The organism is Devosia sp. XK-2 (assembly GCF_037113415.1).
Taxonomy (GTDB): Bacteria; Pseudomonadota; Alphaproteobacteria; order Rhizobiales; family Devosiaceae; genus Devosia.
Window position 1 is genome coordinate 3,118,760 of record NZ_CP146608.1, and the last position, 13,444, is coordinate 3,132,203.

A 13,444-nucleotide genomic window follows, 5' to 3' on the forward strand; every position below is an offset into this window, starting at 1 on the left:
GAAAATGGTGGGTGCGACAGGGATTGAACCTGTGACCCCTGCCGTGTGAAGGCAGTGCTCTCCCGCTGAGCTACGCACCCGCTGCCCGAGGCAGGGAAGAAAGAGAGATGGTGGGCGTGACAAGGATCGAACTTGTGACCCCTACGATGTCAACGTAGTGCTCTCCCGCTGAGCTACACGCCCATCTCTCCGGGACAGAGCGCCCTGCGGCGTCTCCGGTGGCGCGGATAGACCACAATTTCGTGGCCCAGGTCAAGGGGCTTCCCGCACCCTGTGAATTTCTCGCGTCTCAGGCCGCTAGCAGCCGCTCAACCTCGTTGACCAGGTCCTTGAGATGGAACGGCTTGGAGAGTACCGAGGCATCCTTGGGCGCGTCGCTATCAGGGTTCAGGGCAACCGCTGCAAAGCCGGTAATGAACATCACTTTGAGATCCGGGTCGAGCTCGGTTGCCCGGCGTGCCAGCTCGATACCGTCCATTTCCGGCATCACAATATCGCTCAGCAGCAGCGAAAACGGTTCCTCGCGCAACCGCTCATAGGCGCTCAGGCCATTGTCGAACGAGACCACCTCATAGCCGGCATTCTTGAGGGCCCGCGTCAGAAATTGGCGCATATCGTTGTCATCTTCGGCGAGCAGGATTCGCTTCATCAAGGGTCCTCTTGGCAGGGGCAGCGCTGAGTCGGTATTTGCGCCGATGTTTATGCCACCGGGCCGCTTTCGCAACCTCTAGCTGCTTTGGATCGTCCCTTTTCCGCGTTGTTCGCACAAATGCAACAATTCTGGACAATCGCGGCGTCCCGCGCGAAACTTGTCCTTAGCAAATCACTGGAACATGGCCCGGAAACGCCGATATCGGTTCACCGGCAAGGCCATGCTCCCACAGGTGCTGGCGGGTAAATCCGCCAAACAGGGAGGCGGCGTGCGGTCCGACTATTGGGATCAACCGGCATTCGAGACGGTGCGGCCACGACGGCTGGTTGCCCCCGTCGTCTTCAACTCGCCCCATTCGGGCCGTGTCTATCCTGAACGCTTCCTCAATATGGCGCGGCTCGATCATCTTTCGATCCGCCAATCCGAAGACGCCTATGTCGACGAGCTTTTCGGCCGGGCGCCACATCTGGGCGCGCCGCTTTTGCGCGCGCATTTCCCCAGGGCCTATCTCGACGTCAATCGCGAGCCCTGGGAACTCGACCCCACAATGTTCGTCGAGCCGCTCTCGGACCGGTTCAACACCTCATCGCCGCGGGTCGCGGCGGGCCTGGGCACGCTGGCGCGGGTCGTGGCCGAGAACAAGCCGATCTATCGCGAACGGCTCACCCTGGAAGATGCGCGCATGCGCATCGAGGGCATTTATCACCCCTATCATGCCGCCTTGCAAAAACTGCTCTCCGAGAGCATGGCCAGCTTCGGTCTCGCCGTTTTGATAGACTGCCATTCCATGCCGCGCCTGGGCCGGCATGGCGAACGGGCAACGCCCGATATCGTGCTTGGCGACCGCTATGGCACCACCTGCGCCGCCCCACTGGTCGATCTGGTCGAAACCGTCTTTGCCTCGGCGGGGCTGCGGGTTGCCCGCAACCGCCCCTATGCCGGCGGCTTCTGCACAAGGGCCTATGGCCGGCCGCAACATGGCGTGCACGCGCTGCAGATCGAAATCAGCCGCCACCTATATATGAACGAGGTGACGCTGGAGAAGAATGCCGGCTTCGAAACCATCAAGGCGCTGATCGAACGGCTGATCATGACGCTTGTGGGCCTCGATCTGGTGACCCTGGCCGGCGTCTCGACCTTGCCCGAACAGGCCGCCGCCGAGTAAATCCCCGCAAAACAAGGGGGCCGCCCCCAAAGACGGCCCCAGTCAAGGGAGGAACGATGTTCGCCGGACGCGGCATCCAAAATGCCCGGCAGTCCGGCAACGCACCATGCCCTTTGTCGATGAACCCATTCGCGGCCACCGGCAAGTGTTCATGCCAATATGCACAGCAGTTCAGCCTATTCTTGTTGCAAAAATGAATCAGAACAGACACAGCACTCATAGATAAATAGCCCTTCGCTTCCGCGTTCAATTCACTGTGCTCAACTCCAAACCATTGACAAATCTGCGCTTTGTCAGCCCGCCAGCCCGAAAGTTCTGAAATGCCCGCCACATCGATCGATTTTGCACAAGTTGAGACCATTCTGCGCGCGGCCGGTGCGGCGGCGGCGGCGCATACCCTGCCCCTGTTTCGCACACCCATTGCCATCGACAATAAGCTCGATGCCGGCTTCGACCCCGTCACCGAAGCCGACAAGGGCGCCGAAACCGTCATTCGCGCCATCATTGCCGACGCTTTCCCCGACCACGCCATTATTGGCGAGGAATGGGGCACGACTGGCCAGAGCCGCTATAGCTGGATCATCGATCCGGTCGATGGCACGCGCGCCTTCATCTCGGGCGCTCCGGTCTGGGGCACATTGATCGGCTTTGCCATAGACCAGGTGGCGGTGGCCGGATTGATGAGCCAACCCTTTATCGGCGAGGAGTTCCTGGCGGTCCCGGGACGCTCTACCTATCGGCGCGGCGAATTGCTGCGCACAAACCTCGCCAGCGGGCAGACCGAGCTGGCCGCCGCCCGTGTCTTCACCACCACCCCCAACCTTTTCAAAGGCGAGCACTGGAACAAATGGCTGGCGGTGGAAAATGCCACCCGCCTGCAACGCTTCGGCATGGATTGCTACGGCTACGCCCTGCTCGCCGCAGGCCAGGCCGATCTGGTCATCGAGCCCTACCTCAATACCTACGATATCGCAGCTCTCGTGCCGATCATCCGGGAAGCCGGGGGCGCCATTGCCTGCTGGGACGGGTCCGAGCCCACCACCGGCGGCAATGTCGTGGCCGCCGCAACACCGGAACTGCTGGACCAGGCCCTGGAGCTGGTCAACCGGGCCTGACGCCGGGACGTTTCACGTTCAGGCTGATACGCTCTACGCCCGCAAATCCTTGGTCGAATCGAGCACCACATAGGTCGTCAGCGCGTGTACGGCCGGCAGCGTGCCCAGCACATCGGTATGGAAGCTCTTATAGGCGCCAATATCGGCGACCTCGACCCTGAGAATATATTCGATCGTGCCGGTAACATTGTGGCATTCGCGCACTTGCGGCGCGAGCGCCACGGCCTGCTCGAAAGCGCGCTGCGCCGCTTGGGAATGATCTGACAGCCCCACCGCAATATAGGCGATAAAACCCACCCCGAGCGCGGCGCGGTCGGTGACGGCGCGATAGCCGGTGATCAGCCCGGCCTTCTCCATCTCCTGCACCCGCCTCAGGCAGGCCGATGGCGACAGCCCTACCCTGGCCGCCAGCGCCAGATTGGTGATGCGCCCATCGCGCTCCAAAATGGACAATATTTCATGATCTTTCGCGTCAATATCGATCATAGATTGCTCAAATATGGCTCATGACTGCTAAGATTGATGGCACATTGCGCCATACCTACGCAATCATTGCGCCATGAACCACGATATCCTGACCGCATTGGCCGTTTTTGCCCTGGTCTCCTCCATCACCCCGGGGCCCAACAATCTCATGCTCATGGCATCGGGGGTCAATTTCGGCGCCCTGCGAACCGTGCCTCACGCGCTGGGTGTCTGTATCGGATTTACCGTGATGGTCGGCCTTGTGGGCGTGGGGCTGATGGGCGTTTTTGACGCCATTCCCTATAGCCACGACGTGCTCAGGGTCCTCAGTGCGCTCTACCTGCTCTATCTGGCCTATAAGCTTGCCACGACCTCAACCATGGGCGAGCGGGCGGTCGATAGTCGTCCTATGACCTTCTGGCAGGCTGCCCTGTTCCAATGGGTCAACCCCAAGGCCTGGACCATGGCCCTGACGGCAATGACCGTTTATGCCGGTGGCGGTTCGCTCCAGCTGGTGCTGTCGGTGACCCTGGTCTTCGGTCTGGTCAACGCCCCTTCGATCAGCGTCTGGGTATTGGCGGGCGATCGGCTCGGCCGGTTTCTCTCCACCCCCCGCCGCCTGCGCGCCTTCAACGTCCTGATGGCGGCACTGCTGGTCGCCTCGCTCTATCCGGCCCTTGCCCATTAGCCGTGGGCGCGGCCCTTTTAGCTGCTCTGCTCGGTAATGAAGGCATCAAAGGCCGCAAAGACCTGACCGCGCACCGCATCGCTCTCCATGAACATTTCATGGCGCGATCCGGCAATCACCATATGCCGCCCGGTCCGCAGACGCAGGCCCAATTGCTCTATGGCAGGGGTGGAGACGATCTGCTCGCGCGCCGCTGCCAGAATGAGCAGGGGGATGCGTATCTCGCCCGGAAAGCGGTCATGCCGCGTTTCGAGCATGGCCCGCATGGCGGCGGCCAGCCAGCGGAAACTGGGCGCCCCGATATAAAGACCGTCATCGGCCCGCACCGTCTCTACCATGCGCTTGTAGCGCAGCATGTCCGAGGTCAGCGGGTTGTCCGGATACATGGCTTCATCGGGCCGCCGGTCGCCCCTGCGCTGAAGCGGCAGATGCCCCAGGCCGCAAAAGCTGATGGCCTCGGCAATCATCGCCCAGCGGCCAAGGCTTTCGTCCATGCCATTAAGGCCCACCATGGGGGCGCTGAGAAACACCCGGTCGAACATCATCCGGTCGCGCGTTGCAGCTATCAGGCTCGCCAATCCGCCCATGGAATGCCCGACCAGACAAAAGGGCGGCGGGCAATCGGGCAGCAGGATTTCGGCGTGGAAGCAACGAAGATCAGTCCAATAATCCTCGAACCGGTCCACATAGCCCACATGGGGATTTCTGATCAGCCGGTCCGAACCGCCCTGACCGCGCCAATCAAAGGTCGCAACCGAAAAACCGCGCTTGCGGAGATCGGCGATGGTCTCGAAATATTTCTCGATATATTCGGTCCGCCCCTGCACCAGGCATATCGTGCCCCTTTGCGGCCCCTCCGTTTTCGGCCAGAGCGCATAGCGCAGCCGTACCTTGTCGGAAGTGGTGAAATAGCCGACCCGCGCCCCTTCGGGCACCGGATTGGAGGGAATAGAGACCAGTTTTGGTCCATCGGGTTCGACTTGGGCGTTCACTTCATGGCCTCACGCGCTGCGGCAACGACCATAAGCGGGCAATGTCACAAAAGAAAAGCCAGCAACCGGGATTGGTTGCTGGCTTTTCGGATCTGTGCGGTTCCATGCGGGGGGCGGGTGATGGAACCGCCAGGGGTGTGAACGTCAGGCCGGAGCTGTCCGGTCATGTCCACATATCCGCTTTTAGGCCTTTGCACCTGAACGGGACTGGAGCGGACCATTCATCTGCGGTTCATCTCTGCGGCCCCTTGAACCGGCTTTGCGCGCACCTACATCTTTGCTGTCCGCCGGATTTGCCGGGGACACCGGCCCTGTCCAAAGGGTTGCTCGCCGCTTCAGGGAGCACCACCGCAGGCACCGGTCGACACTCAACCACGTTGCTCAACTCGGAGAATGTGACCATGCAAACGATCGATTTTTCCCCCTTCTACCGCTCCACTGTCGGCTTTGACCGTCTGTTCAACCGCCTCGACACTTTGGGCGCCCAGGAAGCCAAGACCTACCCGCCCTACAATATCGAGCGCACTGGCGATGATACCTATCGCATCTCCATTGCCGTGGCCGGCTTCTCCAATGGCGACATCGCCGTCGAGACCAAGGAGAACAGTCTGGTCGTCAAAGGCGCCAAACCCGCCGAAAGTGGCGATAACAAGCGTGAATTCCTCCATCGCGGCATTGCCGAACGCGCTTTCGAGCTGCGGTTCCAGCTTGCCGACTATGTCGAGGTTCAGGGCGCCACGCTCGAGAACGGATTGCTCCATCTGGAACTGAAGCGCGAATTGCCCGAAAGCAAGAAGGCGCGCACTATCCAGATCAATGGCGGCACCGCCACCATTGAGGACAAGTCAGTAAACTAAGCCATTCCGAGTCCATCGGATTGGGAAAGGGCGCGATCTCGCAAGGATCGCGCCTTTTTCTATTGACCCGGAACAAGTCTGGACGCCGCCAGTTGATCAGGCATGGCCTCACGCCAACTCCTTTCAACCCTAGCAACAGGATGTGTGCCGATGAAAACCCCAGCCATCGCCCTTAAGGCCAATGCTAAATCCACTGTAATCGAGCTGCTCAATGCCCGCCTGGCCGATAGCATCGATCTGGCCCTGGCCACCAAACAGGCTCACTGGAATCTCAAAGGCCCCAATTTCATCGCCGTCCATGAAATGCTCGATCCCATGCGCACCGCCATCGATGGTCATGTCGACATCATCGCCGAGCGCATTGCCCAGCTCGACGGTACGCCCCTGGGCACCAGCCAGGCCGTGGTCAAGGCCACCAGCCTTGATGCCTACCCGACCGATATCAAGCAGGTTCCCGATCACCTCGCGGCCCTGGCAGATCGCTTCGGCAAGCTCGCCAATCAGGTGCGCGAGGATATCGACACAGCCGATGAGGCCGGCGACGCCGATAGCGCCGATATCCTGACCGCCTATTCCCGAGACCTCGACAAGAATCTCTGGTTCATCAAGTCGCATCTGGAATAGGATTTCTAGACTGGATCGCTAGAGAATACCTGATCAACATATGATCAGCGCTGTTTTTGGACCCGTTTTCCTACAGTTTCCTATCGGTTTTGCCGCCAAGTCCTATTTATTGTGACCACAAAGCGGCAAAATCGCTTGCCCCTAGTTTTGAATTATGCAAATGTGCCCCTCGTTAGGGCAGTATCTCTGTCCTATCTGACGCGTCGCCCCGCTCTCCGCGGTCAGCGCGCACGCTGGTCCGGCTGGACCGCTAGTCGATAGCGGAAACGGACAGGCGGAGCTAATATGGGTGAACACAATTCGCCCGAGCTCGAATTATGAGCGGCCATTTGGATGCAGTGCCGCTCCCCACAAAGGATCGCAATTTGCTCATTCGAGCCGTACTCGTGTAGTACGACCCGGCTGAACACTGCGCCCCAGAGGAAACCATGCATCCGCCCCGCCGGCCAGCCGGCACCAGCAGGATGCGCAAGACGAAGCATTAAGCCCTTTGAGGGCCCGAACAGAACGAGGTTGAGCCATGGCAAACGTACGGACCGGAATTCCCGCCCAGACCGAGACTGCCAATCGCAAAACCCTGATTCTGGATGGCAAGCGCGTTGACGGCCGCCCCCAGGCCCAGGGTCTTTATGATCCCGCCCACGAGCATGATGCCTGCGGCATCGGCATGATTGCCAATATCAAGAACAAGCCCAGCCACGAAGTGGTGCAGAAGGGTCTCGAAATCCTCGAGAACCTGGAACATCGCGGTGCCGTTGGCGCTGATCCCTTGATGGGCGATGGCGCCGGCATTCTGGTGCAGACCCCGCATGCCTTTTTTGCCAAGGTCCTGCCCTTCGCCCTGCCTGAAAAGCACCACTATGCCGTGGCGATGATCTTCTATCCCAATGTCACTGCCCTGCGCGACAAGTGCGCGTCGGTCGTGCGGCATTGTCTTGAGGCCGAAGGGCTGGAATTGCTTGGCGAGCGCACCGTGCCCACCGACAATTCCAGGCTCTCCGAAGGCGTCATCGCCACCCAGCCGATCATCGAACAGATGGTCATTGCCCGTCCCGAAGGCCTGAGCCTGGATGAATTCGAGCGCAAGCTGCTGATCGTGCGCAAGGTCATCTCCAACTCGGTCTATAAGGAAGTGCCCCAGAGCGACAGCGACAATGGCTTTTATGTCGTCTCCATGTCGGCCCGCACCATTGTCTATAAGGGCATGTTCCTGGCCGACCAGCTTGGCGCCTTCTATACCGATCTGCACGACGAGACCTTCGAAAGCGCCATTGCCCTGGTGCACCAGCGCTTCTCAACCAACACCTTCCCCTCCTGGAAGCTGGCTCACCCCTATCGCATGACCACCCACAATGGTGAGATCAACACCATTCGCGGCAACGTCAACTGGATGGCGGCACGCCAGGCCTCGGTCTCCTCGCCCAAGTTCGGCGACGACATCACCAAGATCTGGCCGATCTCCTATGAAGGCCAGTCGGACACTGCCTGTTTCGACAACGCGCTCGAATTCCTCGTGCGTGGCGGCTATTCGCTGCCCCACGCGGCCATGATGCTGATCCCGGAAGCCTGGGCCGGCAACCCGCTCATGGATGAAGAGCGTCGCGCCTTTTACGAATATCACGCCGCGCTGATGGAGCCATGGGACGGTCCGGCCGCCATGTCGCTGTCGGACGGTCGCTACGTCGTGGCCACGCTCGACCGCAACGGCCTCCGGCCCGCCCGCTATCTCGTCACCAGGGAAGGCCACGTGGTCCTCGCCTCGGAATCGGGTGTTCTGGACATTCCCGACGAGGACATTGTCGAGCGTTGGCGCCTGCAGCCGGGCCGCATGCTGCTGATCGACCTCGAAGAAGGCCGCATCATCTCTGACGAAGAGGTGAAGAAGGCGCTTGCTACCAAGAACCCCTATGCCGAATGGCTCGCCCGCTCTCAGATCGTGCTCGAGGACCTGCCCGCCACCGAGCGTCAGGCCCCCAAGAGCTCGGAAAGCCTCTTGGACCGCATGCAGGCCTTTGGCTACACCCAGGAAGACATCAAGCTCCTGATGGCGCCCATGGCCACGACCGGCCAGGAAGCCGTCGGCTCGATGGGCACGGATACGCCCATTTCCGCGCTCTCGAACAAGTCCAAGCTCCTCTACACCTATTTCAAGCAGAACTTCGCGCAGGTCACCAACCCGCCCATCGACCCGATCCGCGAGGAATCGGTCATGTCGCTGGTCAGCTTCATCGGCCCGCGTCCCAACATTCTCGATCTCGAAGGCTCCAGCCGCGAAAAGCGCCTGGAAGTGCGTCAGCCCATTTTGACCAATGAGGATCTCGAAAAGATCCGCGCCATTGGCGACATGCGCGACAACCAGTTCAAGACCAAGACCATCGACATCACCTATATGGCCGACAAGGGTGCCGCCGGCATGGAAGCCGCCCTTGAGGACATCTGCGCCATCGCCGAAGAAGCGGTGCGCGGTGAATACAACATCATCATCCTCTCCGATCGTCTGGTCGCGGCCGACCGCATCGCCATTCCCGCGCTGCTTGCCACGGCTGCCGTCCATCACCACCTGATCCGCAAGGGTCTGCGCACCTCTTCCGGTCTCGTGGTCGAAACCGGGGAGGCGCGCGAAATGCACCATTTCGCCATGCTGGCCGGCTATGGCGCCGAGGCGATCAACCCATACCTGGCCTTCGAGGCCTTGGCCGCCCTCCACGCCGAAGGCGAATATCCGCCCGAAGTCTCGGCGGACGAGGTCGTCTATCGCTATATCAAGAGCGTCGGTAAGGGCCTGCTCAAGGTCATGTCCAAGATGGGCATTTCGACCTACCAGTCCTATTGCGGCGCCCAGATTTTCGACGCCATCGGCCTCAACTCCGAATTCGTGAAGAAGTATTTCTTCGGCACCGCCACCTCCATCGAAGGCGTTGGCCTTGGCGAAGTGTCCGAAGAAACCGTGCGCCGTCACGCTTCGGCTTTTGGCGACGATGCGGTTCTGCGCAAGGCGCTCGATGTCGGCGGCGAATATGCCTTCCGCATCCGCGGCGAAAAGCATGCCTGGTCGCCCGATGTGGTGGCCGATCTGCAGCATGCCGTGCGCACCGCCGAGGACAGCCCGGAAACCGCCCAGGAGCGCTATGACAGCTTTGCCGCCCATGTGAACTCGGGCGACAATGGCTATCTGGCCATCCGCAACCTCTTCGACATCAAGCCGCTCGGCGCTGAAGTGCCGCTCGAGGCGGTCGAACCGGCCGCCGAAATCGTCCGTCGCTTCGTGACTGGCGCCATGTCCTTCGGCTCTATCAGCCGCGAGGCGCATACGACGCTCGCCATCGCCATGAACCGCATTGGCGGCAAGTCCAATACCGGTGAAGGCGGTGAAGAACCGGATCGCTACAAGCCCCTGCCCGATGGGTCGCGCAATCCCCTGCGCTCGGCCATCAAGCAGGTCGCCTCGGGCCGCTTCGGCGTCACCACCGAATATCTGGTCAATTCCGACCAGATCCAGATCAAGGTCGCACAGGGTGCCAAGCCCGGCGAAGGCGGCCAATTGCCCGGCCACAAGGTCGACTGGATCGTCGCCAAGACCCGCCATTCGACGCCCGGCGTGGGCCTGATTTCGCCCCCGCCGCACCACGATATCTATTCCATCGAAGATCTCGCCCAGCTCATTTACGATCTCAAGAACGTCAATGAACAGGCCGACATCTCGGTCAAGCTCGTCTCCGAGGTTGGTGTCGGCACGGTTGCGGCCGGCGTCGCCAAGGCGCGCGCCGATCACATCACCATTTCCGGCTATGATGGCGGCACGGGCGCTTCGCCCCTGACCTCCCTCAAGCATGCCGGTGGCCCATGGGAAATCGGTCTGGCCGAAACCCACCAGACCCTGGTGCTCAACCGCCTGCGTTCGCGCGTGCGGCTGCAGGTCGATGGTGGTTTGAAGACCGGACGTGACGTTCTGATCGGCGCTCTGCTCGGTGCCGACGAATTCGGCTTCTCGACCGCGCCATTGATCGCGGCAGGCTGCATCATGATGCGCAAGTGTCATCTCAACACCTGCCCGGTTGGCGTCGCCACCCAGGACCCGGTGCTACGCAAGCGCTTCAAGGGCACGCCCGAACACGTCATCAACTACTTCTTCTTCGTGGCCGAAGAGCTGCGCGGCCTGATGGCCTCGCTCGGCGCCACCACGCTCGATCAGTTGATCGGCCGCTCCGACCTGCTCGACCAGCGCCGCGCCGAAGATCACTGGAAGAGCCAGGGTCTCGACCTTGCCAAGGTGTTCTACAAGCCCGAACCGCTGGGTGGCGACACCCTGTTCCACTCGGAAACGCAGAACCATCACCTCGAAGCCGTGCTGGACCGCAAGCTGATCGAACTGGCCGCCCCGGCGCTCGAAAACGGCACCCCGGTGCAGATCGAACTGCCGATCAAGAGCCGCGACCGTTCGGCTGGCGCCATGCTCTCGGGCGCCCTCGCCAGGAAATATGGCCATGCCGGCCTGCCCGAAGACACCATTTCGATCACCCTTAAGGGCACAGCCGGTCAGGCTTTCGGTGCGTTCCTCGCCAAGGGCATTTCGATCGACATGATCGGCGACGCCAATGACTATGTCGGCAAGGGTCTTTCGGGCGGCCGCATCGTCGTCCGGCCCTCCGACAAGATCGGCATTGTTCCGGAAAACTCGATCATTGTGGGCAATACCGTGCTTTACGGTGCTGTTTCAGGCGAGTGCTATTTCCGTGGTGTTGCCGGCGAACGCTTCGCCGTCCGCAATTCAGGCGCCATTGCCGTTGTCGAAGGCACGGGCGATCATGGCTGCGAATATATGACCGGCGGCCTCGTCGTCGTCATCGGCAAGACCGGCCGCAACTTTGCCGCCGGCATGTCGGGTGGCGTCGCCTATGTGCTCGATGAAGACGGCTCGTTCCGTTCGCGCTGCAATCTCGCCATGGTCGATCTTGAGCCGGTGCAGGAGGAAGAAGACCTCATGCGCAAGCTCCACCACCATGGTGGCGATCTGGAATGGCATGGCCGCGTCGATATTTCGGGCGACATGACCAAGCATGACGACGAGCGCCTGCATCAGCTCATCTCCAACCATCTGCATTATACGGGCTCCACCCGCGCCAAGCAGATCCTGGAGAACTGGGTCGAGATGCGTCCCAAATTCGTCAAGGTCATGCCCGTCGAATATCGCCGCGCCATCCTCGAGATGGAAAAGAAGCGCTCATCGGGCGCCCAGGCGGCGGCAGAGTGATGTTGCAAGTTCACCATATTGGCGACCCCGTCGCCTCCCTCCCCCTTGAGGGGAGGGACCGAGGGTGGGGGTCCGTCAACGGACCACAAGACCACCCCCTCCCCAGCCCTCCCCTCAAGGGGGAGGGTGCGCAGGAGCCACAGGCTCCGGTTCAGAATTCCAAGGAGCAGAGCCATGGGTAAGGTAACCGGCTTTCTCGAAATTGAACGCGAAGAGCCCCGCTACGAGCCGGCCTCTGATCGCATCCGCCATTTTGGCGAATTCACCATTCCGCTGCGCGAGGCCCAGGTCGTCGATCAGGCCGCGCGCTGCATGGATTGCGGCATTCCCTTCTGCCATGGCGATACCGGCTGCCCGGTCCACAACCAGATCCCGGACTGGAACGACCTCGTCTATAATGGCGACTGGGAAGAGGCTGCCCGCAACCTCCACTCGACCAATAACTTCCCCGAATTTACCGGCCGCATCTGCCCCGCGCCCTGCGAGGAAGCCTGTACGCTGAACCTGGAAGATGTGCCGGTCGCCATCAAGACCGTTGAGCAGGCCATTGCCGACCGGGCCATCAAGTCCGGCTGGGTCAAGCCGCAAATGCCCAAGGCCAAGACGGGCAAGAAGGTCGCCGTTATCGGCTCCGGTCCTGCTGGCCTGGCTGCGGCCCAGCAGCTCGCCCGCGCCGGTCATGACGTCCATGTCTATGAGCGCGAGCCCAAGGCCGGCGGCCTGATGCGCTATGGCATTCCCGACTTCAAGATGGAAAAGGACCATATCGACTTCCGCGTTTCCCAGATGGAAGCCGAAGGCGTCACCTTCCACTATGGCGTCAATGTCGGCGTCACCACGCCGCTCTCCGAGCTGCAGAACAGCCACGATGCCGTGCTGCTGGCCGGTGGCGCGGAAAAGCCGCGCCCGGTCGATGTGGAAGGCAACCAGTTTGCCGGCGTGCATTTCGCCATGCCCTTCCTCGTGCAGCAGAACCGCCGCGTCGGTGGCGAGGATGTGTCGAACGAGTTCCAGCTCACCGCTGCCGGCAAGCATGTCGTGGTTGTGGGTGGCGGTGACACGGCATCAGACTGCGTCGGCACCAGCTTTCGTCAGGGCGCCATTGCCGTCACCCAGCTCGACGTGCGCCCCATGCCGCCCGAGCTGGAGAACAAGCTGACCAACTGGCCCAATTGGGCGGTCAAGATGCGCACCTCGTCCAGCCAGGCCGAAGGCGCCATCCGCGAATTCTCCGCCGGCACCATGAAGATCATTGGCGATGCCAATGGCCATGTTACCGGCGTCGAATGCGCCCGCGTGGACCGCAAGCGCCAGCCGATCCCCGGCACCGAATTCGTCATCAAGGCCGATCTGGTACTTCTCGCCATTGGCTTTTCCGGCCCGGTGCAGGAGGGCATGCTGACCGAACTGGGCGCTGATCTGGACAAGCGCGGCAATCTGTTTGCCGATACGATGAGCTACAAGACCTCGGTCCCCAAGGTCTACGCCGCCGGCGACATGCGCCGCGGCCAGTCGCTCGTCGTCTGGGCCATCCGCGAAGGCCGCCAGGCCGCCCGCTCCATCGATTTCGACCTCATGGGCAAGACGGATTTGCCTCGGTAGATTTGCGGCATCTCCCTCCAGTTATGGTGGGAG

10 protein-coding genes and 2 tRNA genes are annotated in these 13,444 nt (G+C 61.3%); 7 read left to right on the forward strand and 5 right to left on the reverse strand.

The features are described from left to right. Nucleotides 1-5 precede the first annotated feature (5 nt). From V8Z65_RS15320 to V8Z65_RS15330, 3 genes are all read right to left on the reverse strand, one after another. A tRNA-Val gene (locus V8Z65_RS15320) sits at nt 6-80 on the reverse strand. 28 nt (nt 81-108) lie between these two features. Further along, nucleotides 109-183, reverse strand: a tRNA-Val gene (locus tag V8Z65_RS15325). 106 nt (nt 184-289) lie between these two features. Then, the gene (locus tag V8Z65_RS15330) at nt 290-649 is read right to left on the reverse strand and encodes a response regulator (RefSeq protein ID WP_046105558.1); all 360 of its coding nucleotides are present in this window, start codon (nt 647-649) and stop codon (nt 290-292) included. A gap of 184 nt (nt 650-833) precedes the next feature. On the opposite strand from V8Z65_RS15330, the gene V8Z65_RS15335 reads away from it, so the two are divergent. Both V8Z65_RS15335 and V8Z65_RS15340 read left to right on the forward strand, forming a co-directional pair. Then, complete coding sequence (locus V8Z65_RS15335; protein WP_338721022.1) at nt 834-1,817, forward strand: N-formylglutamate amidohydrolase; 984 nt, start codon at nt 834-836, stop codon at nt 1,815-1,817. A gap of 320 nt (nt 1,818-2,137) precedes the next feature. Then, the gene (locus tag V8Z65_RS15340; RefSeq protein ID WP_338721023.1) at nt 2,138-2,932 is read left to right on the forward strand and encodes an inositol monophosphatase family protein; all 795 of its coding nucleotides are present in this window, start codon (nt 2,138-2,140) and stop codon (nt 2,930-2,932) included. Nucleotides 2,933-2,965: 33 nt separating this feature from the next. On the opposite strand, the gene V8Z65_RS15345 is transcribed toward V8Z65_RS15340, so the two are convergent. Continuing rightward, entirely contained in the window at nt 2,966-3,418 is a 453-nt protein-coding gene (locus tag V8Z65_RS15345) for an Lrp/AsnC family transcriptional regulator (protein WP_338721024.1), read from the reverse strand. Nucleotides 3,419-3,491: 73 nt separating this feature from the next. Here V8Z65_RS15345 and V8Z65_RS15350 point away from each other — a divergent pair, with 73 nt between their 5' ends. Then, on the forward strand, nt 3,492-4,085 hold the full coding sequence (locus V8Z65_RS15350) for a LysE family translocator (protein ID WP_338721025.1): 594 nt from the start codon (nt 3,492-3,494) through the stop codon (nt 4,083-4,085). Nucleotides 4,086-4,102: 17 nt separating this feature from the next. Here V8Z65_RS15350 and V8Z65_RS15355 read toward each other — a convergent pair whose 3' ends face one another. Beyond that, a complete protein-coding gene (locus V8Z65_RS15355; protein WP_338721026.1) occupies nt 4,103-5,077 on the reverse strand; it encodes an alpha/beta hydrolase in 975 nt (324 codons plus the stop codon). Between the two features lie 401 nt (nt 5,078-5,478). On the opposite strand from V8Z65_RS15355, the gene V8Z65_RS15360 reads away from it, so the two are divergent. The 4 genes from V8Z65_RS15360 to V8Z65_RS15375 all read left to right on the forward strand — a co-directional run bounded on the left by V8Z65_RS15360 (nt 5,479) and on the right by V8Z65_RS15375 (nt 13,411). Further along, entirely contained in the window at nt 5,479-5,934 is a 456-nt protein-coding gene (locus tag V8Z65_RS15360) for an Hsp20 family protein (protein WP_338721027.1), read from the forward strand. Between the two features lie 150 nt (nt 5,935-6,084). Then, the gene (gene dps, locus V8Z65_RS15365) at nt 6,085-6,558 is read left to right on the forward strand and encodes a DNA starvation/stationary phase protection protein Dps (protein WP_338721028.1); all 474 of its coding nucleotides are present in this window, start codon (nt 6,085-6,087) and stop codon (nt 6,556-6,558) included. Between the two features lie 520 nt (nt 6,559-7,078). Next, on the forward strand, nt 7,079-11,809 hold the full coding sequence (gene gltB, locus V8Z65_RS15370; protein ID WP_338721029.1) for a glutamate synthase large subunit: 4,731 nt from the start codon (nt 7,079-7,081) through the stop codon (nt 11,807-11,809). A gap of 174 nt (nt 11,810-11,983) precedes the next feature. Continuing rightward, complete coding sequence (locus V8Z65_RS15375; RefSeq protein WP_338721030.1) at nt 11,984-13,411, forward strand: glutamate synthase subunit beta; 1,428 nt, start codon at nt 11,984-11,986, stop codon at nt 13,409-13,411. Nucleotides 13,412-13,444: the final 33 nt, after the last annotated feature.

Bases quoted from the DNA above. Each gene is read 5' to 3' on its own strand.
- V8Z65_RS15330 (WP_046105558.1), bottom strand. From the start codon at position 649: ATGAAGCGAATCCTGCTCGCCGAAGATGACAACGATATGCGCCAATTT.
- V8Z65_RS15335 (WP_338721022.1), top strand. From the start codon at position 834: ATGGCCCGGAAACGCCGATATCGGTTCACCGGCAAGGCCATGCTCCCA.
- V8Z65_RS15340 (WP_338721023.1), top strand. From the start codon at position 2,138: ATGCCCGCCACATCGATCGATTTTGCACAAGTTGAGACCATTCTGCGC.
- V8Z65_RS15345 (WP_338721024.1), bottom strand. From the start codon at position 3,418: ATGATCGATATTGACGCGAAAGATCATGAAATATTGTCCATTTTGGAG.
- V8Z65_RS15350 (WP_338721025.1), top strand. From the start codon at position 3,492: ATGAACCACGATATCCTGACCGCATTGGCCGTTTTTGCCCTGGTCTCC.
- V8Z65_RS15360 (WP_338721027.1), top strand. From the start codon at position 5,479: ATGCAAACGATCGATTTTTCCCCCTTCTACCGCTCCACTGTCGGCTTT.
- dps (WP_338721028.1), top strand. From the start codon at position 6,085: ATGAAAACCCCAGCCATCGCCCTTAAGGCCAATGCTAAATCCACTGTA.
- gltB (WP_338721029.1), top strand. From the start codon at position 7,079: ATGGCAAACGTACGGACCGGAATTCCCGCCCAGACCGAGACTGCCAAT.
- V8Z65_RS15375 (WP_338721030.1), top strand. From the start codon at position 11,984: ATGGGTAAGGTAACCGGCTTTCTCGAAATTGAACGCGAAGAGCCCCGC.